Below are 25,732 nucleotides of genomic sequence, written 5' to 3'. Positions count from 1 at the left end.
GGCCCGCCCTTTGCGCTACCGTCCGTTCGGCGCATCGGGAAAGGCGGTTTCCGCCGTCAGCCTGCTATTGCGCGACGCGCCGAACATGGGCTCGCCAGCCGCTTGGCGCAGCCTCGTCATCTCGGCGATGGAAAGCGGCGTGAACAGCTTCGAGGCGACCGCGGGCTCCGACGTCCTGGCCATGGGCCTGGGCGAAGCGCTCAGCGTCGTGGAACGGCGGCTGATCTTCCTGGGCTGGCGCCTGCGCGGCAATCCGGCCGGCGCCGTCACCGCCCGCGACATCGCCGATCATGTCCGCGCCGCGCTCCAGCGCACCCGCGCCGGTTATCTCGACCTGCTGATGCTGGACGAGACGGCGGCCGAGACCATGACCCCGGACGCCTTCACCTATCTGGCCGACCTGCGCAACGCCGGCGTCTGCCTGCAGATCGGAGTGGTCGGCGAGGGCCCGGTGATCGACAAGTGCATCGCCAACGACACCTTCGATGTCCTGGCGACGGGCTTCAACCTGGTGTCCGACTGGCAGACTCGCCGCCGCATCCGCGACGCCTCGGCCGCGAACATGACGCTGATCGGCTGCGATCCCTTCCCGACCGGCCTGCAATCGGGCCCCTCGGCCCGTAGCGAGATCGAGCGGCCGATGCGCCGGGGGCTGCTTGGCGGACGCCGTCACGAACCCACGGCCGGTCCCAACGTCTACGGCTTCCTGCATGACACGCCGGGCTGGTCCTACGAAGAGCTGTGCCTGGCCTTCGCTCTGACCGAGCCGGCCTTTGCGACCATTCAGCTCGAGGCGGGCCGCGCGGACATGATCGAGCGCATGGCCGCAGTGACCGACAAGGACCTGCCGACCGGCGTCGCCGCCCAGATCGAGATGGCGCGCTTCGGCCAGATCGCCGCACAGCGGCGCGCCTGACGCCGCCGCCGCTTGACCCGGGCGCTCAGGCTCCCTAGCTCTGGGACGAATTCTTCGCCGCAAAGGCTCCAGTCATGACCGACTCCGCGACCGCCAATCCCGTCCACGACTTCATCGCCAAGGCAGTGGCCGACCATTCGGTGGTGCTGTTCATGAAAGGCGTGCCGGAAGAGCCCCGCTGCGGCTTCTCCTCGGTCGTGGTGCAGATCCTCGATCACCTCGGCGCGGACTTCGTCGGCGTCGACGTGCTGCAGAGCGAGCCGCTGCGCGAAGGCATCAAGACCTTCAGCGACTGGCCGACCATCCCGCAGCTCTACGTGAAGGGTGAATTCGTCGGCGGCGCCGACATCGTCCGCGAGATGTTCCAGTCGGGCGAACTGAAGACCCTGCTGACGGAGCAGGGCGTCCTGACGGCGTGAGCCGTCTGCTCGAACCGCCGTCCGGCCGCCAGGTCTTCACGCTCCAATTCACGCCGTCCGCGTCGGACATCGACGCCAACGGCCACGTCAACAACGTGGTCTATGTGCGCTGGATTCAGGACATGGCGACCTCGCACTGGGCGTCCCGGCAACCGGCCGAGGACCAGGCCCGCTGGGCCTGGATCGTGCTGCGTCACGAGATCGACTATCGCCGCGCGCTGATGCCCGGCGAGACGGCGACCGGCCGCACGTGGGTGGCCGAGACCGCCGAGGGACCGCGCTTCGACCGCTTCGTGCGGATCGACGGCCCCGACGGCGCCATGTGCGCTCAGGCGCGCACCGAGTGGTGCATGATCGACGCCACGAGCGGCCGCCCCAAGCGGGTGACGGCCGACATCATCGAACGCTTCACCTGACGCGCTAGACGCCCGGCCCGGTCCAGGCGGTCACCGGGTTCAGCAGGAACACCGTCGCGCGCGGCTCCAGGCCGAGCTCGGCCCAGGTGAAGCGCAGCTCGGTCTTGCCCATAGCGAAGGAGCGGCACTGATCCAGGCGCTTGCGCGCGAACGACACGGTCGGGGCCAGCCCCTTGCGGTCGACATAGAAGGCGAAGTCGTCCTTCCGCGTGCAGCCGTTCGAGGCGACCTGGATCGTCAATGCGTCCCGCCCGGCGACCGCGGCGTAGAGGGCCTCCAGCTCGGGATGTGTGGGCGCAGCGGCCCTAGAAGGCGTGACGACTGTCGGCGCGGTGGCGCACCCGGCCAGCAGGCCCAGGCCCGCCAAAAGCACTACTCGACGATTCATCCATGGACTCGGCCACAGATCGCCCAAAAGCAAAAGGCCCCGGATCGCTCCGGGGCCCTCGCAATTCGATCTGGTCTTCGGCGCCGATTAGGACGCGTAGAATTCGATAACCAGGTTCGGCTCCATCTTCACCGGGTACGGGACCTCGGAGAATTCCGGAACGCGCACGAACTTGGCGGTCATGGCCTTCGGGTCGAGCTCGATGTAGTCCGGGGTGTCACGCTCGCCCGACTGCAGGGCTTCCAGCACCAGGGCCATGTTGCGCGAACGCTCGCGCACGGTGACCACGTCGCCGACCTTCACGCGGTAGGAGGCGATGTTGACGCGCTTGCCGTTCACCAGGACGTGGCCGTGGTTCACGAACTGACGGGCCGCGAACACGGTCGGCACGAACTTCGCGCGGTAGACGACCGCGTCCAGACGGGCTTCCAGCAGGCCGATCAGGTTTTCCGAGGTGTTGCCCTTGCGGCGGGCGGCCTCTTCGTAGGTCCGCGAGAATTGCTTCTCGGTGAGGTTGCCGTAGTAGCCCTTCAGCTTTTGCTTGGCGCGCAGCTGCAGGCCGAAGTCCGAAACCTTGGACTTGCGACGCTGGCCGTGCTGGCCGGGGCCGTAGGCGCGCGAATTGATCGGCGACTTCGGACGACCCCAGATGTTTTCGCCCATCCGGCGGTCGATCTTGTACTTGGCGCTCTGGCGCTTCGACATACTCGTCTCTTTCTATTCGACCTAAGCCGGCGTCCCCGAAAGTGGGAACGCGATCTCAACGGCGGCGTCAGGTCACCCGTCATAGATCGCAGACCGCCAGACGAGGTCCGGCGGCGCGAAGGGGCGGTGTATGACGTCCGCAGGCCGAAGAGTCAATCGGGGCAGGCGTTTGCGCCTACTTGCAGCGCGCCTTGCCGAGCAGGTCCACGCGGCAGCTGGTCTTGTTCCCACGATCGTCGCTGACCACCGTGTTGCCCAGCACGTCACGGCGGACCGTGGTGCGATTGCCCTCGCTGTCCTCGATGATGCGGTTGCCGAGCACGTCGCGGCGCACCGAGACCTGATTGCCGTACTCGTCGACCCAGGTCGCCTTGCCCAGCACGTCCTTCGTGCCGACCACCGAGTTGCCGTAGATGTCGTAGCAGGTGACGCGGCCGACATCGTCGCGGCACATGACCTGCGCTGCGGCCGGGGTGGCCATCGCGGTCAGGGCGGCGAGCGTCAGGACGAGATTCTTCACGGCGCACCTCAAGCGTTACCTTGGACCACCCTAGCGCGAAACCTCGGCCGTCGCCAGAACGGCCGCCGTCAGCGCGCCGTACGCACGGACAGCCGGCCGGCGGCGTCCTGCGCCTCGCTCCACCACTGCCGGACCAGATCGCCGGCGTCGCCGGGACGCGCCAGCCGCACGCCCTGCCCGGCCCACAGCGAGATCATCTCCGGCTCGCCGGCCTTGGCGGCGGCCGCGCGCAGCGGCTGGGTCAGGCGGTTCTGCACCGGATAGGCCGGGACCTCGTCCTGCACCGTGCGGAGATCGCGCATGAAGCGGTTCTCGATGCCGCGGGCGCAGCGGCCGGTGAAGGCGCGGGTCAGGCGGGTCGCCTCGTCATCGGCCGCTTCGATGGCGCGCTTCCAGGGCGCGCTGACGCCGGTCTGGTCGGCGAGCAGGAAGGCCGTGCCCATCTGGACGGCGCTGGCCCCCAGCGCCAGGGCCGCGGCGACGCCGCGCCCGTTCATGATCCCGCCGGCCGCGATCACCGGCAGGTCGACCGCGTCCAGGATCAGCGAGGTCAGCGGCAGCGTCCCGACCAAGCTGGCTTCCGGATCGGCGAGGAAGTGACCGCGATGGCCGCCCGCCTCGAAGCCTTGGGCGCAGATCCCGTCGGCGCCGACCGCCGCCCAGGCCCGGGCCTCAGCGACCGTGGTGGCCGTGCCGACGACCAGCGTGCCGGCGCGGTGCAGCGCCTCCACCTGATCGGCGGTGAGAATGCCGAAGGTGAACGAGGCCAACGGCGGGGCCGCGCGGGTCAGGGCGGCGAGCTGCACCTCGAAGTCGGGCGCGAAGCTGTTGGGGTGGCCGGGCAAGGCCTCGCCCAGCTCGGCGTACCAGGGCGCCAGCCTGGCGAGCGCTGTTTCGACCGCCGCGCCGTCAGGTTCGGCGCGCGGCGCCATCAGCAGGTTCACGCCAAACGGGGCGTCGGTCGCCGCACGCAGGAGCTCAACTTCCGGCTCGATCTGGTCAGGCGCCAGCGCGCCAGCCGCCAACGAGCCCATGGCCCCGGCGCGCGACACCGTCAGCGCCATTTCCGGGGGAGATGCGCCGACCATCGGGGCCTGGAGAATCGGAATCGCCAGACGGTCCAACAGCTCGCGCAACGCCATCAGCTTTCTCCGTCGGCCTTCCTGCGGGCCAGCTTCTCGAGCGAACGCCCGCGCCCCTTAGATAGCGCCGTGACCACGCCGCGGAAGGTGCGGACCTCCTGGTCGGAGAAACGCGCGCGGCCCAGCGCCGAACGCAGGTTCTGCATCATCGACGGCTTCTTTTCCGGCGGATGGAAGAAGCCGGCGTCGTCCAGCTCGCGCTCGAAATGTTCGTAGAGGCCGAGCATGGCCGCGGCGTCGGCCGGCGGCGGACCATCGCGGAAGATCGGCGGCGCGCCCGATTCGACGGTCATCCGCCACTCATAGGCGTTGATCGCTACGGCCTGCGCCAGATTGAGCGAGCGGAACCGCGGATCGATCGGCAGCGTGACCACCGCCTGGCAGAGCGCGATGTCGGCGGTCTCCAGCCCCGCGCGCTCGCCGCCGAACAGCAGGCCGGTGGCGCGGCCTTCGGCGACCTCGTGCGCCAGATTCGCCGCCGCCTCCCGCGGTCCGATGACCGGAAGCTGCAGTTCACGCGGGCGAGCGGTCGTGGCGTAGACGAGATGCAGGTCGGCGATCGCCGCCTCGACGCTGTCATAGACGCGCGCGGCGTTCAGCGGCCACTCGGCCCCGGAGGCGGCCGCCCAGGCGCGTTCTTGCGGCCAGCCGTCGCGCGGATTGACCAGGCGCAGGTCGGTCAGGCCGAAATTGGCCATCACGCGCGCGACGGCGCCGATGTTCTGCGCCAGTTGCGGCACGTTGAGGATGATGCAGGGCGGAGCGGCGGATTCCATGCCGCGTTTTGAGATGCGAGGGGCGTAGAATGCAAGCGCCGCCTGCCCGATCGCGTCTATCGCAGGTCAATACGGGGTGACCCACCCTTTGCGTCCGGGCCTTGGCCTAGTATACGGCCCTTACCCTATCTACCCTACCCTATCCTAGCCGTTACGCCCCCGGAGCGCTCTGCCCTCATGGCCAAGATTAAAGTCGCGAACCCCGTCGTAGACATCGACGGGGACGAGATGACCCGCATCATCTGGAAGTGGATCAAGGACAAGTTGATCTTCCCGCATCTGGATATCGATCTGGACTACTACGACCTGGGCATCGAGCACCGCGACGCCACCGACGACAAGGTCACCGTCGACGCGGCCGAGGCCATCAAGCGCCACGGTGTGGGCGTGAAGTGCGCCACCATCACTCCGGACGAAGCGCGGGTCGAAGAGTTCGGCCTGAAGAAGATGTGGAAGTCGCCGAACGGCACCATCCGCAACATTCTCGGCGGCGTGGTCTTCCGCGAGCCGATCATCTGTAAGAACGTCCCGCGCCTGATCCCGGGCTGGACCCAGCCGATCATCGTCGGCCGTCACGCCTTCGGCGACCAGTACAAGGCCACCGACTTCAAGGTGCCCGGCAAGGGCCGCCTGACCATCAAGTGGGAAGGCGAGAACGGCGACACCATCGAGCACGAAGTGTTCGAGTTCCCCGGCGGCGGCGTCGCCATGGGCATGTACAACCTCGACGACTCGATCCGCGAATTCGCGCACGCCTGCCTGAACTACGGCCTGCAGCGGAAGTACCCGGTCTACCTGTCGACCAAGAACACGATCCTCAAGGCCTATGACGGCCGCTTCAAGGACATCTTCGCCGAGGTCTACGAGGCCGAGTACGCCGGCAAGTTCAAGGAAGCCGGCATCGTCTACGAGCACCGCCTGATCGACGACATGGTCGCCTCGGCCCTGAAGTGGTCCGGCGGCTTCGTCTGGGCCTGCAAGAACTACGACGGCGACGTGCAGTCCGACCAGGTCGCCCAGGGCTTCGGCTCGCTGGGCCTGATGACCTCGGTGCTGATCACGCCGGACGGCAAGATCATGGAATCGGAAGCCGCCCACGGCACCGTGACCCGCCACTTCCGCCAGCATCAGCGCGGCGAGTCGACCTCGACCAACTCGATCGCCTCGATCTTCGCCTGGACCCAAGGCCTGAAGCACCGCGCCAAGCTCGACGGCAACGCCGAGCTCGCCCACTTCGCCGACACCCTGGAGAAGGTCTGCGTCGACACCGTCGAAGCCGGCTCGATGACCAAGGACCTGGCGCTGCTGGTCGGCGACACCCAGGGCTGGCTGACGACGGAAGGCTTCATCGACAAGGTCGCCGCCAATCTGGAAGCGGCCCTGGCGAAAACGTCCGCCTAAAGCCATGAACGACCGCGTGCGCGAGGACTGGAGCCTTGCCCGCGCGGTCTTCCGCTTGATCGTTACGTTGATCGTGGGAACGGCGCTGGTCTTCGCGACCGCGCCGTTCTTTGCGTTTAGGGCCACCAAGGCCGCGGCCCGCGACGGCGACGGCCAGGCGCTGGCCCAGTTGGTGGACTACACCGCCGTGCGCCAGGGCCTGCGCCCGCAGGTCGCCGAACGCGCCGTCCCCGCCCCGCCGCCGCCCGACGTCTGGACCGACCCGATCGGCGCCGTGAAGCGCGCCATCGAACCGATCGTACCGACCCCGCCCCAGGTCGAGCCCTATCTCAGCGCATCTGGCCTCTATGATCTCGCGCGGGGCTACGCCCCAGGCGCCGCGCCGGCCGACGCCTCTGAGCGGGCCTTGCCGCGGCTGCGTTACTGGGACCCGAATCGCGCCCGCTTCCTGGTCTTGGCCAAGGGCGTGAAGTCGGCGGACCAAGGCGTGGTCTTCACCTTCGAGCGCCGCGACCTGTTCACCTGGAAGCTCGTGCAGATCCGCCTGCCCGTCAAAGCCGGCGCGTGAGGGGCGGCTTTCTGCTCAGCTTGCTGGCGGCCTGGTCGGCGGCCGGCGTCGCAGCAGCCGCGCCGCTGCGGGCCTGTACTCCGCCGGCCCACGTGACGCCGGCGCCGGCCGAGCGCGCGCCTGAACGCGAGATCGTCCGCAACACGCCGGTCGCCTCCTACATGCTGGCGCTGAGCTGGTCGCCCGAGTGGTGCCGGACGCGCGGCGGGTCCGCCGAGGCGCGGTTTCAATGCCGCCAAAACCACATGGGCTTCGTGGTCCATGGCCTGTGGCCCAACGGACCGGGTAAGCGCCATCCCCGCTACTGCGCGGCCGCGCCGGCCATCAACGCCGCGACTGTCCGCAGGAACTATTGCATGACGCCGTCCGCGGAATTGCTGCAGCACGAGTGGGCGGCGCATGGCACATGCGGCTGGAAATCGCCTGAGGCCTATTTCGATCGGGCCCGAACGCTCTGGGGCTCGATCGACGCGCCGAGCCTCATGTTCCCCGCCAGCAAAGAGGTCACGGCCGGCGACGTCCGCGACGCCTTCCTGGCCCGCAACCGCGGTCTTCGGCGCAACAGCCTCTATGTGAAGGTCGCCGACGGCAATCGGCTGCAGGAAGTCCGCATCTGCTACGATCTGGCGTTTCGGCCGGCGGCGTGCCGGAGCGGTCTCGGCGCGCCCGATCACGCCCGGATCCGGATCCAGCACTAGCATTTGTTCTTGTTATGTTCGCACCTCGCGACTAGCGTCGCCCCCTGACATCAGGGAGACGGACGACATGATCGGCTACGTTACGATCGGGGCGCTGAACGTCGAGGACGCCATGCCGTTCTACGACGCCGTGCTGGGCGCCATCGGCTACGAGCGGCAGTTCTTCGACAGCGGCTGGGCCGGATATGGTCCGAAGGGCCAGGAGGCCAACACCTTCGTCTGCCCGCCGTTCGACGGCCAACAGGCGCGGGGCGGCAATGGCGTCATGATCGCGTTCCGCGGCCCGGACAGGGAATCGGTCGATGCGGCCCATGCGGCGGCGCTCGCCTTCGGCGGCGCCGACGAGGGTGCGCCAGGTCCGCGGCCGGCGGATTCGACAACGTTCTATGGCGCCTATGTGCGCGATGCGACGGGCAACAAGATCGCGATCTTCACCCGTCCGTAGGCTGGAGCTTAAAGGAGGACCGCGTTGGGGTTCGCGGCCCTCCTCCTTCGTGGGGACGGACGTTCTCGCCGATGCGCGGCGAGCGGCGGCGTAAGGCCCCGCCGAGCCCCCGGCCCAGGCCGCTGGAGTCGGCTGGAATGGGAGCCTCATTCAGCGCGCGCCCTCGCTCCCCGGCAAACCTCTGCACCCCATGCGCGCACAGGCACGAACGGCGCAAACAAAAAAGGCCGGGGTCGCCCCCGGCCTTTCTGCTGACTGTTCGCGCGATTTAGGCCGCGACGAGCGTCTCACGACGACGACGGATGGCCACGCCGGCCAGGCCGAAGCCGGTGATCATCATCGCCCAGGTGGCCGGTTCCGGCACCGCCGACGGCAGGTCGATGAGCTTGAAGTTGGCTTCAACCACCGCGCCGTACTTCTGGCCCGGGTTGGTGCCGAACAGGCCCCAGTTGAAGTTGGTGTCCTTCAGCGACACTTCGAGCTTGCCGCCGTTGCCGAAGGTGTAGATGGCCGGGCCATCCCACTCGATGCGGCCGCCTTGAACCAGGAAGCCGTTGATGCCGAAGGTGTCGCCGGTGATCGGGCCACCCGACCACGGGCCGGTCGGCGCGGTGAACTGCAGCTGGACCGAGATCGGGCTATGCGCCCAGTCGTCGAAGTTGATGGCGCTTTCGTTGGTCCAGATCGAGAACAGGCCGACCGGGGCGCTGGTCACGCCGACTTCGAGCGGCAGGCTGAAGGTGTTGTAGTTGCCGGTCTGGACGACGAGGCCCGGATCGGTGTTGTTCGATTGGACGTTGTTGACGCCGCCCGAGAAGACGGTAGCGGCTTCAGCGGCCGGAACGGCGGCGAAGCTGAGCGCCAGCGCAGCGGCGGCAGCGGGCAGATACTTAAACATTGAACCCATCCTTACGTTGATCCTGCGCCCCGTAAGGCGCCCCTCTGGATGGTGAACTAGAGCTTAATGCAATTTCTGGCAACGCCACTCGCCTCACACGGGTATGCAAATTTTACGTTTCGCCGAGCGGCGTTCGCTTTTTTGCAAATCAGGGTTAACCCAGGGGCAATCGACAAAAAAAAGGGGGCGCATCTGCGCCCCCTTTCCGAACCGTCATTGAACCGAATCAGGCCCCCAGCAGGGCCTTGATCGCCGCCATGCCCTCGTTGGCCTTTGCGCCGTCGGGCGCTCCGCCCTGAGCGAAGTCGGGACGTCCGCCCGCGCCCTGACCGCCCATCGCCTGGACCGCCGCCTTGGCGAGATCCACGGCGCTGAACTTGGCAGCCGCTGCGCCGGTGACGGCGACGGTCACCGCCGCCTTGCCCTCGGCCGAACCGACCAGCGCGATGACGCCGTCCGGCAGCTGCTTCTTGAATTCCTCGGCGATGGGACGCAGGTCCTTGCCGCCGACGCCGTCCATGACCCGGGCGATGACCTGCACGCCGCCGATCTCTTCCGGGCCCGACGCCGCGCCGCCGCCGCCGCCCATGGCGAGCTGACGCTTGGCCTCGGCCAGTTCCTTCTCGAGCTTGCGGCGCTGGGCTTCCAGGGCCTCGACCCGCGCGGTCACTTCGACCACGGGCACCTTGAACTGGTCGGCGAGGGCCTTGGCGACGCCCGCCTGTTCGATCAGCCAGCGCCGCGCGGCCTCTCCGGTCAGCGCCTCGATCCGGCGCACGCCCGCGGCCACGCCGCTTTCGGACACGACCTTGAACAGCGCAATGTCGCCGGTGCGGGCCACGTGGGTGCCGCCGCACAGTTCGACCGAGTAGTCGCCCTCGCCCGCCAACGACTTGCCGAGGGTAAGAACGCGGACCGAGTCGCCGTACTTCTCGCCGAACAGCGCCATCGCGCCGGCCTCAATCGCCTGCTCCGGCGCCATTTCCTGGGTCACGGCCGGCAGGTTCTGACGAACCACCGCGTTCACCTCTGCCTCGATCTTCTCGATCTCCTCGGCGGTCACCGGACCGCCGTGGCTGAAGTCGAAGCGGATCCGCTCGCCGTCGACCATCTGGCCCTTCTGGGACACGTGCGGGCCGAGCACGTTGCGCAGCGCCGCATGCAGCAGGTGGGTCGCCGAGTGGTTGGCTCGGGTCGTGGTCCGCAGGTCGGGATCGACCGCCAGGCGCGCCTCGGCGCCGGGAGCTAGGTCGCCCTGCAGGATCTCGATCTCGTGCACGAAGAGATCGCCGGCCTGCTTTTGGGTGTCGAGCACGCGGGCCTTGCCGCCGTTCCACTCGATCTCGCCCACGTCGCCGGCCTGGCCGCCGCTTTCGGCGTAGAAGGGCGTGCGGTCGAACACCGCCAGCACCGTCTCACCGGTCTTGGCGCCTTCGACTTCAGCGCCGTTCGCGACCAGGGCCAGAAGCTTGCCCGTCGCCTCGGTCGTCTCGTAGCCGAGGAACTGGGTCGCGCCGAGGCGCTCGCGGATCGCGAACCACTCTGCGCCCTGCGCCGACTGGCCAGATCCCGTCCAGGCCTCGCGGGCCTGTTCGCGCTGACGCTTCATGGCGTCCTCGAAGCCCGACAGATCGACGCTGATGCCCTTGTTGCGGACCGCGTCCTGGGTCAGGTCGAGCGGGAAGCCGTAGGTGTCGTAGAGCTTGAAGGCGGTTTCACCCGAGAGCATGTCGCCCGCCTTCATCTTGGCGGTCGCCTCGTCCAGCAGCGTCATGCCGCGGCCCAGGGTGCGGCGGAACCGCTCCTCTTCCTGGCGCAGGGTCTCGACGATCACCGGCTCGGCGCGGCGCAGCTCAGGATAGGCCTCGCCCATCTCGGCGACGAGGACCGGCGCCAGGCGGTGCATCAACGGCTCTTCGGCGCCCAGCAGGTGCGCGTGGCGCATGGCGCGGCGCATGATCCGGCGCAGCACGTAGCCGCGGCCTTCGTTCGACGGCGACACGCCGTCGGCGATCAGGAAGCTGGTCGAACGCAGGTGGTCGGCGATGACCCGGTGCGAGGGGCCGTTGGTGCCGTCCCCGACCAGTTGCTTGGAGGCGGCGATCAGCGTGCGGAACAGGTCGACGTCGTAGTTGTCGTGCACGCCCTGCAGCACCGCGGCGATGCGCTCCAGACCCATGCCGGTGTCGATCTGCGGCTTCGGCAGGTCGATGCGCCGCCCATCGGCGAACTGCTCGAACTGCATGAAGACGAGGTTCCAGATCTCGACGAACCGGTCGCCGTCCTCATCCGGGCTGCCGGGCGGGCCACCGGGGATGTGCGCGCCGTGGTCGTAGAAGATTTCCGAGCACGGGCCGCAGGGGCCGGTGTCGCCCATCGACCAGAAATTGTCGTTGGTGGCGATGCGGATGATCTTCTCGTCCGGCAGGCCGGCGATCTTCTTCCAGAGCTCGGCCGCCTCGTCGTCGGTGTGGTAGACGGTGACGCACAGCTTCTCCGCCGGAATCTTGAATTCCTTGGTCAGCAGGGTCCAGGCGTACTCGATCGCGCCGGCCTTGAAATAGTCGCCGAAGGAGAAGTTCCCCAGCATTTCGAAGAAGGTGTGGTGGCGCGCGGTGTAGCCGACGTTGTCGAGGTCGTTGTGCTTGCCGCCGGCGCGAACCGACTTCTGCGACGACGCCGCACGCGGAGCGGGCGGTGTTTCGGCGCCGGTGAAGTAGTTCTTGAACGGCACCATGCCCGCGTTGACGAACAGCAGGGTCGGGTCGTTCTGCGGCACGAGCGGGGCCGACGGAATGATCAGGTGATCATTCTTTTCGAAGTAGCCCAGGAACGCAGCTCTGATTTCGTTGAGGCTCGGCATGGCTCGTCGGACGTTGAAAGCGAAAAAGAGATAGGGGCTTGCGCGCTGTTGCGCCGCCCCGCGCGCGACCGTTTACGGATTTTGTCGACACCCGCAAAGGAAAAGGACGCTTGGACGGCGTGCGTCCAAGCGTCCTTGCACATCTTCCGAAGCGACTGCGCGGGGGCTCAGCCGGCTCGGGCGGGTCCGGACGTCGGGTTGGAGGCGTCCGGGTCCGAGCGGCCGTGGCGGCCGCTCCGGCGATGCGGATCCTAGTCTTCGGCGTCTTCGTCGCCAGTCGGCCCGACCAGCAGCTCTTCCTCGATCGCCTCTTTGGCGCCGCGGACCTGCCGCTCGATCTGCTGGGCGATGTCGGGATTGTTCTTGAGGAACTCCCGGGCGTTGTCACGGCCCTGGCCTATACGGGTCGAGTTCCAGGAGAACCACGAGCCGGACTTCTCGATGACGCCGGCCTTGACCCCAAGATCGATGATCTCGCCCAGCTTGGAGATGCCCTCGCCGTACATGATGTCGAACTCGACCTCGCGGAACGGCGGGGCCACCTTGTTCTTAACCACCTTCACGCGGACGTTGTTGCCGAGGATCTCGTCACGCACCTTCACCGAACCGGTGCGGCGGATGTCGAGACGCACAGAGGCGTAGAACTTCAGCGCGTTGCCGCCGGTGGTGGTCTCCGGGCTTCCGTACATCACCCCGATCTTATGGCGGATCTGGTTGATGAAGATGACCAGGGTCTTGGACTTCGAGATCGACCCCGTCAGCTTGCGAAGCGCCTGGCTCATCAGGCGGGCCTGCAGGCCGGGCAGTTGGTCGCCCATTTCGCCTTCGATTTCGGCGCGCGGCGTCAGCGCGGCCACCGAGTCGATGACGATCACGTCGATGGCGCCGGAACGCACCAGGGTGTCGGTGATCTCCAGGGCCTGCTCGCCGGTGTCCGGCTGCGAGACCAGCAGATCATCCAGACTCACGCCCAGCTTGTTGGCGTACTGCGGGTCCAGCGCATGCTCAGCGTCCACGAAAGCGGCGACGCCGCCGGCCTTCTGGACCTCGGCCACCACGTGCAGAGCCAGAGTGGTCTTGCCGGAGCTTTCCGGACCGTAGATCTCGATGATCCGCCCTTTAGGCAGGCCGCCGATGCCCAAGGCGAGATCCAGACCGAGCGAACCGGTGGACACCGCCTCGACCTCGATATGGCTCTTTTCGCCAAGCTTCATCACCGAGCCTTTGCCAAAGGCCCGATCGATTTGCGCAATCGCCGCTTCCAGAGCGCGCTGCTTATCGCCTTCTTCTCGTCCCACGAGCTTTAACGCCGACTGACTCATTTCAAGGCGCCCCTTGTTTCATGATTCCAACCCGACAGTCCGTGCCACGAGTGGCGCCGGCGTCCGTCGAAACAAGGCGTACGCGCTTTGTTCTGAGTTCACAAGATGTTCTTTTTTACACCACCCCTACGATACGTCCGAAACTGACGCAGGACCAGCAACGTCTCAAAAGTCGTAGGTAGCCGTCAGTCCGAACCGGCGCGGGCGTGGCGCGATCGTCAGCGGCTGCCGGGCGGTGGTGGCGAAACTCGGGTCATCGACGTCGGTCAGATTCTCGACGAACGCGCCGATCGTCCACCGCGCGGCCCGCACGAAGGCCCGGGTGTTGAACAGCCAGTAGTCGCCCAGCGCCACATCCGAGCCGACGCCGGGATCGAACGTGCTGTTCGAGCGCCCGACATAGGCCGCGTCCCCTCGCAACATGAGCTCCAGCCCGCCGCCCAGGTCGCGCCGATACTCCAGCCAACCGTCCGCCGCCACGCGCGGCACCGCCGGAATACGGTCGCCGGCCGAGCCCAGGCCCACCCCGTCGGCGCTCGCCTGGTCGCTGGTGAGAATCGCGTCGGTCAGAGCCAGGTTCGCGCCGCCCCGCAGCGCCGGATTGAAGACGAAGCTGACGTCCGCCTCCAGCCCGTTGACCCGCGCCTGGCCGAGGTTGGTGATGAAGGAGAACGCCCCGTTCGTGCTGTTGGCGGTGTACTGCATGTCCCGCCAGTCGATGTGATAGAGGGCGGCGTTGACCGCCAGGCGGTTGTTCAACCAGGCGCTCTTGAGGCCGAGCTCGTAGTTCCAGAGCGAGTCGGCGCCATAGACCGCCAGGTTCACCGGCAGCCCCGGGACGGTATTGACCCCGCCGGGCCGGAAGCCCTGCGAGGCCTGGGCGTACCCCATTGCCGACGGGCCGAACCGATGGCTGGCGAGGAACTTGAGGCTCCAGCCGCTTTCTTCGACGCCGTTGCGGAAGTTGGCCTCCGAGGTGTTGGAGATCACGTTGACGACGAGGGCCCGGCCCTCGGTCCGCTTGTCATAGGCGAAGCGGCGCGCACCCATCACGAAGGACGTATCGCGGTCAGCGCCCACGGTGACCTCACCGTAGACCGCGCGCTGGGTCAGGCGGCTATCGACGATGCGCCGGCCGGTGAAATCGCCGTGCCGCGGCAAACCCGTGAGGGGGTCGCCGACGATGACCTGGCTGTCGATGGTGTCGCTGCGAACCTCGCGGAACACGCCGGCGGTCCAGGCCAGGAAGCCCGGCGTGTCCGACTGCAGCCGCACCTCCTGCACGTCTGCACTGAGGTCGATCGGCTGGTAGAGCAACCCTGGCGCGCGGCTGTCGACATAAGTCGAATAGGCGGAGAGTTGCGAGGCCGAACAGGTCCCGGCGATGGGGATCTGGAGATAGCGCTTGCAGCCGTCGACGCTGAGCCGCTCGCTCTGCAGCGTGCCGGTGTAGTCGATCTGGCGAGTGCTCTTCCATGCGTAGGACGCGGCGTTGGCGGCGAGCCTCATTCCCGAGAACCGCCAGGACAAGGCGCCCTCGAACATCGTCATCTGGCTGTCGAAGGGTGTCCGCACGAAACCGTAGGAGACGTTCGGCGGCGCGCCGGCCCAGCCGCCGCTGGTGTCGCCTTCGCGGGTGTCCTGGTGCGCCGCGGTCAGGTTGACCTGCAGGTCGTTGTCGAACTCGAAACCGAGTCCCAGCCGTGCGCCCCAGGTGGCGCTGTCGTTTTTGCCCTTCAGGCCCAGCCGGCGGTTCTCTAGATAGCCCGGATCGCGGCGGTGGTAGGCCGCCAGCCGCAACCCGACCTTGTCCTGCACGAGCGGCTGGTTGACGGCCAGCGTCTCGGCCTCGCCCCAGAACCCCGCATTCGTAGATGCTTCGGCCGACAGCGAGGCGCTGGGCTCGCTCAGATCTGGCCGCTTGAAGACCACCTTGAGCGCCCCGCCCATGGCGCTGGAGCCATAGAGCGTGCCCTGCGGCCCGCGCAGCAATTCCATCCGCTCGACGTCGACGAGCAGGAACTCCGGCGAGGAGCCGCCGGGATCGGCGGTCGTGCCGCTGGGGCCGGTCACCGGGATGTCGTCATAATAGAGTGCGGTGGTCGCCTCGCCGGAACCGTAGACGCCCCGCAGGCTGAAGCGATTGCGGCCCGTGCCGGTGCTGGTCTGGGTGAGCCCGGACATCAGCGTCGCCGCCTGGGTGAACGTGGCCGCCCCGGCCCGGGTCAGATCATCGCCCGAGAACGCCCGCACAGACATCGGCGTCAGACGATCGAGCGTCGGGCGGCGCAGGGCGGTGACCACCAGGCCTTCGATCTCGGCTTCAGGTTCCTCGATCGTTGGCGCCAGCGCCTGCTCGACCAGGTAACGCCCTTGGAACTCGCGCCAGCTGAGACCCGAGCCGCGGAGCAGCGCATTGAGCGCGGCGTCAGAATCCATCCGCCCAAAAACCGCCTTGCTTCGGCGGCCGGCGACCATGGACGGTGTGAAAAGGATGTCGCGGTCGCTCTGCGCCGAGAACATGGTCAGGGCGCGATCGAGCGGCGCCCCCGCGGGAAGCGCAAATTGAGTCTTCCGGCCGGCCGCCTCGGCCGCAGTCGCAAGCAGCATGGCGGACGACGCGCACGCAACAACGATCCCGAGACGTAGAATACTCAACGGCTACAAGGCTCCGCGCCAACGCCACGGCCTTCCGACAACCGCGGTTTTAAAGCCAGCCCTGCGGGCCAACCACTGCGCTCTTTGCCGCTCTCCGCCCCCATGGCGCCGACGACCGCCCCACCGTTGCACGAAAACACAGCAGCCCCCGCAACGAACGCGGAGGCTTCCCAAACGTCATTGACCTGGGCGCCCCCATCAACAACCATGACGCCAATAAGACATTTCGGGGTGTTCAGGAAATTTCCATGGCGTGGGCGGAAACGACCGGTGCCAGGGGCGAGCCGGAGGGGTTGGCGCATGCGTCGATCCCGTACCAGCAAGCCTTACGCGCTTTCTTTCGGCGTAGAGCCGACGGACACGAAATCGACGACCTGATTCAGGAAGTACTCCTGCGGCTGCACAACCGCCGCCAGGGCGGCGAGGTGACGAACCTCTCCAGCTTCATCTTCCAGACCGCGACCAACGTCCTGCTCGACCGCCGTCGCCGCGACACAGTGAGGCGCCGGGGCGCGCACTGCGAACTGGAAGAGGCCCACCACCCGCTCGACGAGTTGTCTCCCGACCGGATTTTGCAGGCCAAGCAGGAAGCTTCCGTGGCGCTGGAGGCTCTAAATCAACTTTCGCCCCGCACCCGTGCGGCTTTCATGCTCGTCCGCTTCGAGGGCTTGAGCTACAAAGCTGCTGCGGCGCAACTCGGCATCTCGGTGAGCGCTGTCGAGAAACACGTCACCAAGGCTCTCCGGATCGTATCGATCCGGTTGCAGGAATTCGATGAACGACAACCAACGACAAATCGGTCTTTCCGGTAGCCCGGACGCCGCGTCGTGGTTCGTGCGCTTGCAGCGCCATCCCGACGATAGGGGTGTGCAGAACGAATTCGAGACCTGGCTGGCGGCCGATCCAGCCCACCGGGAGGATTGGGCCCTGGTCAGCGGCGCGTGGGACCGCGTCGGCGACCTTAAGGACGATCCACAAATCCAGGCCGCGCGCGAAGCGCTGAAGGCCGATCTCGCCGCCGAACGTCGACGTCCGAACATGCGTTGGGCGGCCGGCATCGCTGCGACGATCGTGACCGCCGGCTCCATGCTCGGCTACGGCGCCTGGCGGCAGGCGCAAAGCACCGACACCGCGCCGGCCGCGGTCGTCGCCGCCGCGCCGCAAACGCTGGCGGTCTACCGCACGCCCGTCGGCGGTCAGCAGACCGTGACCCTGCAGGACGGATCCAGGGTCACGCTCAGCACCGACACCGAGGTGCAGCTGACCGACTGGAACAAGCGGCGCGGCCTGACCCTCGTGCGTGGCGAAGCCTATTTCGAAGTCGCCAAGAACCCCGAAAAGCCATTTGTCGTGACCGCCGCCGGACGGACGGTCACCGCGCTCGGCACCGCGTTCGACGTCCGCGTCGATCCTGGCCAATGGTCGGTCAGCCTGGTCGAAGGCAAGGTCCGCGTGGCGGCCGCCCACACCAGCGTCGACATGACGCCCGGCCACCATCTGGTCCAGACCGGCGCGGCGCCGTGGACGGTCGAGAAGCGCAACCTCGCCGAGCTGACGAGTTGGCGCGACGGCAGCCTGGTGTTCGAGAACCGGCCGCTGGCGTCCATCGTCGAGGAAATGAATCGCTACTCGGCCCGCAAGGTGCGCATCGCAGATGCGGATCTCGCCGCGACCCCGCTCAGCGGCCGCTTCAAGACCGGCGACATGGCCGGCTTCGTCGCGACGCTCGAGGCGTACGGCATGGTCAAGGCGGGCCACAGCGCCCCGAACGTCATCGACCTCTACCCGCCCGCGGGAGAGTGAGGATTTAGGACGCCACTGCGTCTTGAAGGGGAGCGGCCGCGCCCTATGCGCCGCCGTCCTGGAGGACCCATGAAACTGATTTCGAAGGCGCTGGCGACCAGCGCGCTCTGCGCTACTGCCTGGCTTGCCGCCTCGGCCGCCACCGCCGCCCCGCTCACCGCGGCCGACAAGAGCCAGCTGACTGCGGCCGTCGACGCGTACACGCCGAAGATGAACGATGCGGCCCTGAAGATCTGGAGCTTCGCCGAGCTCGGCTATCAGGAAACCAAGAGCAGCGCCCTCCTCCAGGATCAGTTGAAGGCCGCCGGCTTCAAGGTGCAGGCCGGCGTCGCCGGCGAACCGACCGGCTTCGTCGCCAGCTTCAAGAACGGCACGGGCCCGGTCATCGCCATTCTCGCCGAGTTCGACGCCCTGCCCGGCCTGTCGCAGGCCGCCGTCCCCACCAAGCAACCGATCGCCGGCCAAGACAACGGCCATGGCTGCGGCCATAGCCTGTTCGGCGCCGCCTCGGTGGCCAGCGCCGTGGCGCTGAAGCAGTGGATGGTCGCCAACAAGGTCCAGGGCGAAGTGCGCGTCTACGGCACCCCGGCCGAAGAAGGCGGCTCCGGCAAGGTCTACATGGTCCGCGACGGCCTGTTCAACGACGTCGACATCACCCTGCACTGGCACCCGGGCAACACCAACTCGGCCAACCAGGGCACCTCGATGGCCAACATCAGCGGCAAGTTCCGCTTCTACGGCCAGTCCAGCCACGCCTCGGGCGCCCCGTGGGCCGGCCGCTCGGCCCTGGACGGCGTCGAGATCATGAACGTCGCCAACAACTACCTGCGTGAGCACATCCCGGACCGGACCCGGATCCATTACGTGGTCACCAATGGCGGCAAGGCTCCGAACGTCGTGCCCGACTTCGCCGAGGTCTACTACTACGTCCGCAACGCCGACCCGAAGATCGTCGTCGACGTGATGGACCGGGTGAAGAAGGCCGCCGACGGCGCGGCCATGATCACCGACACCAAGGTCGAGTTCGAACAGACCGGCGGCGTCTACAACCTGCTGCCCAATGACGTGCTCGGCAAGGTGATGTACCAGTCGCTGAACGACGTCGGCGGCATCACCTGGACCGCTGAAGAGACCAAGTTCGCCCAGCAACTGGCCAAGTCCCTGCCGAACGGCGGCGGCGACCTGTCGTCGGTCGGCAAGATTCAGGCCTACAAGGACGCGGACACCTCGGGCGACGCCGGCGGCGGTTCGACCGACGTGGCCGACGTCTCGTGGGTCACCCCGACCGTGGGCCTCTCGACCGCCACCTTCGTGCCCGGTTCGGCCGGCCACAGCTGGCAGAACGTTGCCGCGGCCGGCATGAGCATCGGTCTCAAGGGCGCGGCCGTCGCGGCCAAGACCCTGTCGCTGACCGGCGCCGAGCTGCTGTCAAACCCGGAGCTGATCGCGCAGGCCAAGGCCGAGCTCAAGCAGCGCCAGGGCGCTGACTTCAACTACAAGTCGATGGTCGGCGATCGCAAGCCGCCGCTCGACTACCGCAAGGCCGGCGGCGCCGAGTAAGCCGCAAGCGGGGGCCGGCCGCGCCGGCCCCCGTCTTTTCAACGCCGCGGTATCCCCTCGCCGCGTTGAATTTTCATCCGCAACTGCAGGTGCGGAATCGAAGCCAGCGTGCGTCTCGTCTACTGAGGCAGGTCCATTTGTAGGACCGCCAGTTCTGGCAATCGAGACGGGGGATGGAATGACGCGAAAACACGCGATGACGGGCGCCGCCCTGGCGTTGGTCATGATCATGGGTGGGGCCGCCAACGCGGCGAGCATCACCCAGCCGAGCGAAGCCTTCGCCCAGAACCCGGGCAGCGACTACTTCCTCGCCGACTACACGGCCTATGAGGCCTATCTCAAGACCCTCGCCTCGCAATCCGACCGCATCAAGCTGGTCGACTTCGGCAAGTCCGAAGAGGGCCGCACCCAGTGGATGGCCGTGGTCTCGTCGCCCGCCAACCTCGCCAAGCTCGACCACTACAAGGCCATCTCCAAGCGCCTGGCCAAGGCCGAGGGCCTGTCGAAGGAAGAAGCCGCCAAGCTGGCGGCCGAGGGCAAGGCGGTGGTCTGGATCGACGCCGGTCTGCACGCCACCGAGACGGTGACCTCGCAGGGCCAGATCCAGGTGCTCTACCGGATGCTGAGCATGAACGATCCGGAGACTCTCCGGATGCTCGACGACGTCATCATCCTGTTCGCGCACGACAACCCGGACGGCATGGAGTTGGTGTCCGACTGGTACATGCGCCACGAGGACCCGAAAAAGCGCGAGTTCAACTCGATCCCGCGCCTGTACCAGAAGTACGTGGGCCACGATAACAACCGCGACAGCTACATGTCGCAGATGGCTGAGACGACCAACGTCAACAAACAGCTGTTCCGCGAGTGGTTCCCGCAGATCATCTTCAACCAGCACCAGACCGGCCCGACGGGCATGGTGGTGTTCGTTCCGCCGTTCCGCGACCCGTTCAACTACAACTACGACCCGCTGGTCATGACCTCCCTGCAGGAAGTCGGGATGGCGATGCACAGCCGCCTGGTCGCCGAGGACAAGCCCGGCTCCGGCGCGCGCAGCGCCGCGTCTTACTCCACCTGGCACAACGGGATGGAGCGCTCGATCGCCTACTTCCACAACTCGATCGGCCTGCTGACCGAGATCATCGGCGGCCCGACCCCCGAGACCGTGAAGCTGGTGCCGAACCTGCAGCTGCCGAACGGCGACCGGCCGATGCCGATCGCCCCGCAGACCTGGCACCTGTCGCAGACCGTCGAGTACCAGTGGACGATGAACCGCGCGGTCATCGACTACGCCTCGCGCAACCGCGAACGCCTGCTGTCCAACATTTACAAGATGGGCGCGAACAGCATCGAGCGCGGCTCCAAGGACAGCTGGACCACCACGCCGACCAAGATCGACGAGCTGAACGAAGCGGCCAAAAGCGCCAAGCCCGCGGGCGAGGACGACTTGATGGCCTCGATCTTCGGTCGCGCCGGCGCCGTCGACCCGAAGCTCTACAGCGTCCTGCAGAAGCCCGAGGAGCGCGACCCGCGCGGCTTCATCATCCCGTCTGACCAGGCCGACATGCCGACCGTCACCGCGTTCGTGAACGCGCTGATCAAGACCGGCGTCGACGTCGACCGCGCGACCAAGCCGTTCAAGGTCGGGGCCAAGACCTACCCGGCGGGCTCGTACGTCGTGAAGGCGGCGCAGGCCTATCGCCCGCACGTGCTGGACATGTTCGAGCCGCAGGACCACCCGCACGACCTCGAGTATCCGGGCGGCCCGCCGAAGGCGCCGTACGACATCACCGGCTACACCCTGGCCTACCAGATGGGGATCAAGTTCGACCGCATCCTGGACGGCTTCGAGGCCCCGACCGAACGCCTGCCCGACCTCGTGCCGGTGCAGGCCGGTTCGGTGAAGGGCTCGGGCAAGGCCGGCTGGCTGATCAGCCACGAGACCAACCAGAGCTTCACCCTGACCAACCGCCTTCTGAAGGCCGGTCAGCCGGTGTTCTGGCTGAAGGACGGCGCCAAGGCCGGCAAGGACAGCTTCGGTCCGGGCGCGATCTGGGTTCCGGCCTCGGCTGAGGCCCAGGCCGTGATCGCCAAGGGCGTGAAGGATCTGGGCATCGACGCCTTCGCTGTCGGCGCCAAGCCGGCCGGCGAAGCCCTGCCGCTGAAGCCGGTGCGCATCGGCCTGGTCGACGTCTATGGCGGCTCGATGCCCTCGGGCTGGAACCGCTGGCTGTTCGAGCAGTTCGAGGCGCCCTTCGAGGTGGTCTACCCGCAGCGCCTCGACGCCGGCGACCTGGCCAAGGACTACGACGTGCTGGTCTTCGCCGACGGCGTGATCCCGGCTCCCCAGGGCGGTCCGTTCCGGGCCGGCCGCGGCTTCCCGCAGCCGAAGGCCGAGAACATCCCGGCCGAGTTCCACCCGTGGCTGGGCGCGATCACAGACGACAAGACCCTGCCGCAGGTGGCCAACTTCGCCAAAAACGGCGGCACGGTGATCACCATCGGCTCATCCTCGCGCCTGGCGACCGTGATCGGCGCGCCGGTCGAGGTGGCCGTGGCCAAGAAGGACGGCGACAAGCTCGTCGGCCTGTCGAACAAGGAATTCTACATTCCGGGTTCGGTGCTGCGCGCCAAGGTCGATAACCGCCAGCCGCTCGCCTACGGCATCCCGCAGGACGTGGACGTGTTCTTCGACCGCAGCCCGACCTTCAATCTGAAGGCCTCGGCCAGCGGCGTGGCGCGCGTTTCGTGGTTCGACACCGACGCTCCGCTGCGCAGCGGCTGGGCCGTCGGCCAGGAGAAGCTCAAGGGCTCGACTGGCGTCCTCGATATCGACGTGGGCAAGGGCAAGCTGTTCGTGATGGGCCCGGAAGTGACCCAGCGGGCGCAGTCGTACGGAACCTTCAAGTTCCTGTTCAACGGCCTGCTGTACGGCCCGGCCGTGGCCAAGAAGTAGGCGTCTCCCCAGGACGCCGGCGCCGGGCGGCGACGCCCGGCGCGTCAGGAGCGCCGGACCTTCGGGTCCGGCGCTCTTTTCTTTTGCGCCGCCGCCTCGGGACGATCGCGCAACAGAAAGGGCGCCGGTCTTTCGACCGACGCCCTTCGCCGCCAAGGACGCAGCGGCTTGTGGCGACGGGGGCGGTGGGGCCGCCCCCGTCGCCGTTAGTCCTAGAAACGCTTGCGCATGCCCACGTAGTAGGTGCGGCCCATGACGTCGTAGTTCTGTTGGTCGTAGTTGTACTCGGTGTCGCCAGCCTGCGGCGGGTTCTGGTTGAGCAGGTTGTTGACGCCAAAGCGCAGGTCGGTCTCCCACGGCAGCTTCACGCGGCCGTTGAGGTCGAAGATGTTGTAGGCCTTCACACCGCGCGCAGTGCTGGTCGGGGAGACCACCGTGGCCGAGTTCTTCATCTCGCTGATATAGCGCCAGCGCAGGCCGACGCTGGCCGGACCGCGGGTGTAAGTCGCCGAGGTGACCGACTTCCATTCCGGGTGGGCCTGACCAGCGCTGGTTTCGACGGCCGTGCCCCAGGTGCCGGCGTAGTCGTAGGTCGCGGCGTTCGGCAGGTTCTGGATCTTGAACTGGTCCAGCCAGCCGACCGAGACGTTGATCGCCAGCGAGCCGGCGTCGTCGCCCAGGCCGACGTCCATCAGATCGATGTTCCAGTCGAACTGGACGTCGATGCCGGTGGTTTCGAACTGGCCGAGGTTCTGCAGCGGCTGAACCGGGTTCAGCGGCACGCCGGACGCCGTGTTACGCGCGATCAGCTGGCAGTAGTAGTTGTTCGGATCGAAGGTCGGGTTCGCGCCGCCGGCGTTGTAGCAGAACTGGAACGAGTTCTTGACCGGCAGGCTGCCGACGGCGTCCTTCACCTTGATGCTGTAGTAGTCAATCGAGGCCGACATGCGGCTCAGCAGCGGGTGTTCGAACGGCGAGGTGAGGACAGCGCCGAACGAGAAGGTGTCGGCGGTTTCTTCCTGCAGGTCCGGGTTGCCGCCGGTGAGGGCGAACACCTGGGCCGTGCCGAGCTGGTAGCTGTCGATGATCGCGGTCGGGACGCCCTGGGCCAGGCAGAGCGCCCGGACCTGAGCCGCGCTCGCGCCCTGACGGAACGACGAGCGGACGTCGCAGGGATCGCCGTCGGTGTTGGTCGGGCCGGCGGTGCCGATGGCCACCGAACCCGTCGAGACCGGCGCGTAGAGTTCGCCGACGCTCGGGGCGCGGATGGCGCGGTTGTAGCCGCCGCGGAAGCGAAGGCTGTCGATCACCGACCAGTCGAAGTCGACCTTGTAGGTGCTGATCGCGCCGACCGACGAGTAGTCCGAGAAGCGATAGCCGAGGTTGGTGTTCAGCTCCTTGACGAACGGCAGATCCTTCACGATCGGGATCAGCAGTTCGCCGAAGGCCTCGTAGGTGTCGACCGAGCCGGAGGCGTCACGCAGCACGCTGTAGCCCAGCACGTCCGAGGTGCCGTCGGGCTGGTTCAGCTGGCTGTCCGGGGTGAAGGTGTACTCGTTCGAGCGGTAATCGACGCCGGCCGCGAAGCGGATTTCGCCGGCGGGCAGTTCGAACAGGCCGCCCTGGACGCTGGCTTCAACGATGCGCTGTTCCAGTTCGTTCTGGTTCAGCGTGCGGCGGCTGATGTAGCGGATGCAGTCGCCCGACGGCGTCAGGTTGCCGAAGGGGTTCCAGCCGCCGGCGCAATACTCCGTGCCGCCCGTCGGGCTGCGGAGCAGGCGGTTGACCGCGCTGGCGCTGGCGCCGCCGGTCTGCTCGTTGTCGAACTTGGCCTTCGAGAACGAGGCGTAGGCGTCCCAGGTCCAGTCCTTGAAGCCCACCTCGCCCGAGAGGCCGCTGGTCAGCTGATAGACGGTGTATTCGTAGCGCTGGATCCGCGGCCCCAGGATGTTCAGCGCTTTGTAGAACGTGAAGTCAGCGCCGGGGGTGGGGCGCGAGGCCAGGATGCCGCGGAAGTCGGTCGGGATGAACGGGTTCGAGACCGGAACCGTCAGGCCGTACACGTTCGAGGCCAGGGTCGGGTTCGAGATGCCGACCGACTCATAGTCGGTGAAGGTGAACTGCGTGAAGAACTTGATGTTGTCGGTGACGTCGTAGTCGATCTTGCCGAACACCGAGTAGCGGTCGAGGTCCGACTGCATCGAGGCGCCGTCGTAGCCGAAGTTGACCTGCTGCTGAGTGCCCGACGCGTTCGAGTTGACGATGTAGGCGTCGTTGGTCTGCGGGTCGCGGAAGTTCTGCACCTTCACGCCGGCGGTCGAGAAGATCGACTGGTCGGTGTTGAAGCCGATCTGGCCGGTGTACTTGCCGGCGGCGTTGCCCGGCAGGGCGGCGGTGCCGTACTGGCCGACGAACACGCCGTTGACGGCGGCCAGGGTCGGCAGGTTGGCGCCGAACAGCACGGTGCCTTGCGGAATGGTCGACAGGCCCGGCGTCGTCAGGCGGAAGACGTTCCAGTCGCGGGCGCTTTGCAGGGCGATGTCGCGGTTGGTGTAGTCGACCGAGATCACGGCACGGCCGCGGCCCTCGTCGAACGCCCGACCGGCGGTCAGCGAGGCCTTGAAGGATTCGCCGTCACCATGTTCCGAAATGCCGTACTGGCTATCGATGGTGATGCCTTCGAAGTTGCGCTTCAGGCGGAAGTTCACGACGCCGGCGGTGGCGTCCGAGCCGTAGGCGGTCGAGGCGCCGCCGGTGATGACTTCGACGTTCTCGATCAGGGCTTCGGGGATGGTGTTGAGGTCGACCGAGCCGTCCGGGTTCGACGGCTGCAGACGGCGGCCGTCCATCAGGATCAGGGTGCGCTTGGCGCCGAGGCCGCGCAGCGAGGCGTACGACTGGCCGCCGTTCAGGCCGGTCGAGGTGGAGCCGGTGTTGCCCTGACCGAAAGAGCCGGTGAACTGCGGCATCTGCGACAGGGACTTTTCGACGGTCACCTGGCCGGTGTTCTCGATGGCAGCTTGGCCGACGGACACGATCGGGCTGTTGGCGACATAGTCGGGCCGGGCGATACGCGAACCGGTGACAACCACTTCTTCAACCGCGGTGGTCGCATCCTGGGCCTGAGCCACCCCGCCAGCGAGCAGCGCGCCGTAGGCGACGCCCCCCACCATCAGCCACTTCAAAGAACTCGAATTCATCCGTCCGCCCTTATTATTTGACGACGCACCCCTCGCGCGTCCGGACCCCAAGACGCAGGGGTTCCAAGGACCCACATG

Annotated in this window: 21 protein-coding genes; 11 read left to right on the top strand and 10 right to left on the bottom strand. The window is 67.3% G+C overall.

The window, feature by feature from the left end; genetic code table 11:
- Positions 1 to 10: 10 nt before the first annotated feature.
- From ACSQ2H_RS05860 to ACSQ2H_RS05850, 3 genes are all read left to right on the top strand, one after another.
- On the top strand, positions 11 to 916 hold the full coding sequence (locus tag ACSQ2H_RS05860; protein WP_436060512.1) for an aldo/keto reductase: 906 nt from the start codon (positions 11 to 13) through the stop codon (positions 914 to 916).
- A 74-nt stretch (positions 917 to 990) separates the two neighbouring features.
- Positions 991 to 1,335 carry a Grx4 family monothiol glutaredoxin gene (grxD, locus tag ACSQ2H_RS05855; protein WP_436060511.1) on the top strand — a complete coding sequence of 115 codons (345 nt, stop codon included), beginning with the start codon at positions 991 to 993 and terminating at the stop codon, positions 1,333 to 1,335.
- Positions 1,332 to 1,751: an acyl-CoA thioesterase gene (locus ACSQ2H_RS05850; protein WP_436060510.1), complete on the top strand. Its 420-nt coding sequence runs from the start codon at positions 1,332 to 1,334 to the stop codon at positions 1,749 to 1,751. Before grxD ends, ACSQ2H_RS05850 begins: the two co-directional genes overlap by 4 nt.
- Positions 1,752 to 1,755: 4 nt before the next feature.
- Here the strand turns inward: ACSQ2H_RS05850 and ACSQ2H_RS05845 are convergent, their stop codons facing one another.
- From ACSQ2H_RS05845 to ACSQ2H_RS05825, 5 genes are all read right to left on the bottom strand, one after another.
- The gene (locus ACSQ2H_RS05845) at positions 1,756 to 2,139 is read right to left on the bottom strand and encodes a hypothetical protein (RefSeq protein WP_436060509.1); all 384 of its coding nucleotides are present in this window, start codon (positions 2,137 to 2,139) and stop codon (positions 1,756 to 1,758) included.
- 87 nt (positions 2,140 to 2,226) lie between these two features.
- Positions 2,227 to 2,844 (bottom strand): 30S ribosomal protein S4, encoded by a 618-nt coding sequence (gene rpsD, locus ACSQ2H_RS05840; RefSeq protein ID WP_436060508.1) that lies wholly within the window; start codon positions 2,842 to 2,844, stop codon positions 2,227 to 2,229.
- 175 nt (positions 2,845 to 3,019) lie between these two features.
- Complete coding sequence (locus ACSQ2H_RS05835) at positions 3,020 to 3,364, bottom strand: hypothetical protein (RefSeq protein WP_436060507.1); 345 nt, start codon at positions 3,362 to 3,364, stop codon at positions 3,020 to 3,022.
- Positions 3,365 to 3,432: 68 nt separating this feature from the next.
- Positions 3,433 to 4,506, bottom strand: a complete 1,074-nt coding sequence (locus ACSQ2H_RS05830) for an NAD(P)H-dependent flavin oxidoreductase (RefSeq protein ID WP_436060506.1) — start codon at positions 4,504 to 4,506, stop codon at positions 3,433 to 3,435.
- Positions 4,506 to 5,282: an RNA methyltransferase gene (locus ACSQ2H_RS05825; protein ID WP_436060505.1), complete on the bottom strand. Its 777-nt coding sequence runs from the start codon at positions 5,280 to 5,282 to the stop codon at positions 4,506 to 4,508. The genes ACSQ2H_RS05830 and ACSQ2H_RS05825 overlap by 1 nt, the downstream gene beginning before the upstream one ends.
- 177 nt (positions 5,283 to 5,459) lie before the next feature.
- On the opposite strand from ACSQ2H_RS05825, the gene ACSQ2H_RS05820 reads away from it, so the two are divergent.
- The 4 genes from ACSQ2H_RS05820 to ACSQ2H_RS05805 all read left to right on the top strand — a co-directional run bounded on the left by ACSQ2H_RS05820 (position 5,460) and on the right by ACSQ2H_RS05805 (position 8,394).
- Complete coding sequence (locus ACSQ2H_RS05820) at positions 5,460 to 6,683, top strand: NADP-dependent isocitrate dehydrogenase (protein ID WP_436060504.1); 1,224 nt, start codon at positions 5,460 to 5,462, stop codon at positions 6,681 to 6,683.
- A gap of 4 nt (positions 6,684 to 6,687) precedes the next feature.
- Entirely contained in the window at positions 6,688 to 7,251 is a 564-nt protein-coding gene (locus ACSQ2H_RS05815) for a DUF2939 domain-containing protein (protein ID WP_436060503.1), read from the top strand.
- Complete coding sequence (locus ACSQ2H_RS05810) at positions 7,248 to 7,949, top strand: ribonuclease T2 family protein (protein ID WP_436060502.1); 702 nt, start codon at positions 7,248 to 7,250, stop codon at positions 7,947 to 7,949. The genes ACSQ2H_RS05815 and ACSQ2H_RS05810 overlap by 4 nt, the downstream gene beginning before the upstream one ends.
- A gap of 67 nt (positions 7,950 to 8,016) precedes the next feature.
- Entirely contained in the window at positions 8,017 to 8,394 is a 378-nt protein-coding gene (locus tag ACSQ2H_RS05805) for a VOC family protein (protein WP_436060501.1), read from the top strand.
- A gap of 268 nt (positions 8,395 to 8,662) precedes the next feature.
- Here ACSQ2H_RS05805 and ACSQ2H_RS05800 read toward each other — a convergent pair whose 3' ends face one another.
- From ACSQ2H_RS05800 to ACSQ2H_RS05785, 4 genes are all read right to left on the bottom strand, one after another.
- A complete protein-coding gene (locus ACSQ2H_RS05800; protein ID WP_436060500.1) occupies positions 8,663 to 9,292 on the bottom strand; it encodes a PEPxxWA-CTERM sorting domain-containing protein in 630 nt (209 codons plus the stop codon).
- Positions 9,293 to 9,518: 226 nt separating this feature from the next.
- Positions 9,519 to 12,155, bottom strand: a complete 2,637-nt coding sequence (gene alaS / locus ACSQ2H_RS05795; RefSeq protein ID WP_436060499.1) for an alanine--tRNA ligase — start codon at positions 12,153 to 12,155, stop codon at positions 9,519 to 9,521.
- Between the two features lie 251 nt (positions 12,156 to 12,406).
- Positions 12,407 to 13,477 (bottom strand): recombinase RecA, encoded by a 1,071-nt coding sequence (gene recA, locus ACSQ2H_RS05790; protein ID WP_436060498.1) that lies wholly within the window; start codon positions 13,475 to 13,477, stop codon positions 12,407 to 12,409.
- Positions 13,478 to 13,642: 165 nt separating this feature from the next.
- Entirely contained in the window at positions 13,643 to 16,000 is a 2,358-nt protein-coding gene (locus tag ACSQ2H_RS05785; RefSeq protein ID WP_436063551.1) for a TonB-dependent receptor plug domain-containing protein, read from the bottom strand.
- A gap of 383 nt (positions 16,001 to 16,383) precedes the next feature.
- Between ACSQ2H_RS05785 and ACSQ2H_RS05780 the strand changes: the two genes are divergently transcribed.
- From ACSQ2H_RS05780 to ACSQ2H_RS05765, 4 genes are all read left to right on the top strand, one after another.
- Positions 16,384 to 16,947, top strand: a complete 564-nt coding sequence (locus ACSQ2H_RS05780; RefSeq protein WP_436060497.1) for an RNA polymerase sigma factor — start codon at positions 16,384 to 16,386, stop codon at positions 16,945 to 16,947.
- A complete protein-coding gene (locus tag ACSQ2H_RS05775) occupies positions 16,910 to 17,938 on the top strand; it encodes a FecR family protein (RefSeq protein WP_436060496.1) in 1,029 nt (342 codons plus the stop codon). Before ACSQ2H_RS05780 ends, ACSQ2H_RS05775 begins: the two co-directional genes overlap by 38 nt.
- Positions 17,939 to 18,007: 69 nt before the next feature.
- Complete coding sequence (locus ACSQ2H_RS05770; protein WP_436060495.1) at positions 18,008 to 19,498, top strand: amidohydrolase; 1,491 nt, start codon at positions 18,008 to 18,010, stop codon at positions 19,496 to 19,498.
- 178 nt (positions 19,499 to 19,676) lie between these two features.
- Positions 19,677 to 22,454 (top strand): M14 family metallopeptidase, encoded by a 2,778-nt coding sequence (locus ACSQ2H_RS05765; RefSeq protein WP_436060494.1) that lies wholly within the window; start codon positions 19,677 to 19,679, stop codon positions 22,452 to 22,454.
- A 212-nt stretch (positions 22,455 to 22,666) separates the two neighbouring features.
- Here the strand turns inward: ACSQ2H_RS05765 and ACSQ2H_RS05760 are convergent, their stop codons facing one another.
- Positions 22,667 to 25,654 carry a TonB-dependent receptor domain-containing protein gene (locus ACSQ2H_RS05760; protein WP_436060493.1) on the bottom strand — a complete coding sequence of 996 codons (2,988 nt, stop codon included), beginning with the start codon at positions 25,652 to 25,654 and terminating at the stop codon, positions 22,667 to 22,669.
- Positions 25,655 to 25,732: the final 78 nt, after the last annotated feature.

It is taken from the genome of Phenylobacterium sp. LjRoot97 (assembly GCF_964254345.1).
Lineage (GTDB): Bacteria > Pseudomonadota > Alphaproteobacteria > Caulobacterales > Caulobacteraceae > Phenylobacterium.
This window is presented reverse-complemented; position numbering and strand designations above follow the sequence as displayed.

Coding starts and splice junctions, on each gene's coding strand:
- ACSQ2H_RS05820 (WP_436060504.1), top strand. CDS start 5,460: ATGGCCAAGATTAAAGTCGCGAACCCCGTCGTAGACATCGACGGGGAC.
- recA (WP_436060498.1), bottom strand. CDS start 13,477: ATGAGTCAGTCGGCGTTAAAGCTCGTGGGACGAGAAGAAGGCGATAAG.
- ACSQ2H_RS05805 (WP_436060501.1), top strand. CDS start 8,017: ATGATCGGCTACGTTACGATCGGGGCGCTGAACGTCGAGGACGCCATG.
- ACSQ2H_RS05830 (WP_436060506.1), bottom strand. CDS start 4,506: ATGGCGTTGCGCGAGCTGTTGGACCGTCTGGCGATTCCGATTCTCCAG.
- ACSQ2H_RS05815 (WP_436060503.1), top strand. CDS start 6,688: ATGAACGACCGCGTGCGCGAGGACTGGAGCCTTGCCCGCGCGGTCTTC.
- ACSQ2H_RS05825 (WP_436060505.1), bottom strand. CDS start 5,282: ATGGAATCCGCCGCTCCGCCCTGCATCATCCTCAACGTGCCGCAACTG.
- ACSQ2H_RS05770 (WP_436060495.1), top strand. CDS start 18,008: ATGAAACTGATTTCGAAGGCGCTGGCGACCAGCGCGCTCTGCGCTACT.
- ACSQ2H_RS05775 (WP_436060496.1), top strand. CDS start 16,910: ATGAACGACAACCAACGACAAATCGGTCTTTCCGGTAGCCCGGACGCC.
- ACSQ2H_RS05765 (WP_436060494.1), top strand. CDS start 19,677: ATGACGCGAAAACACGCGATGACGGGCGCCGCCCTGGCGTTGGTCATG.
- ACSQ2H_RS05760 (WP_436060493.1), bottom strand. CDS start 25,654: ATGAATTCGAGTTCTTTGAAGTGGCTGATGGTGGGGGGCGTCGCCTAC.
- grxD (WP_436060511.1), top strand. CDS start 991: ATGACCGACTCCGCGACCGCCAATCCCGTCCACGACTTCATCGCCAAG.
- ACSQ2H_RS05845 (WP_436060509.1), bottom strand. CDS start 2,139: ATGAATCGTCGAGTAGTGCTTTTGGCGGGCCTGGGCCTGCTGGCCGGG.
- alaS (WP_436060499.1), bottom strand. CDS start 12,155: ATGCCGAGCCTCAACGAAATCAGAGCTGCGTTCCTGGGCTACTTCGAA.
- ACSQ2H_RS05800 (WP_436060500.1), bottom strand. CDS start 9,292: ATGTTTAAGTATCTGCCCGCTGCCGCCGCTGCGCTGGCGCTCAGCTTC.
- rpsD (WP_436060508.1), bottom strand. CDS start 2,844: ATGTCGAAGCGCCAGAGCGCCAAGTACAAGATCGACCGCCGGATGGGC.
- ACSQ2H_RS05780 (WP_436060497.1), top strand. CDS start 16,384: ATGGCGTGGGCGGAAACGACCGGTGCCAGGGGCGAGCCGGAGGGGTTG.
- ACSQ2H_RS05785 (WP_436063551.1), bottom strand. CDS start 16,000: ATGTTCTCGGCGCAGAGCGACCGCGACATCCTTTTCACACCGTCCATG.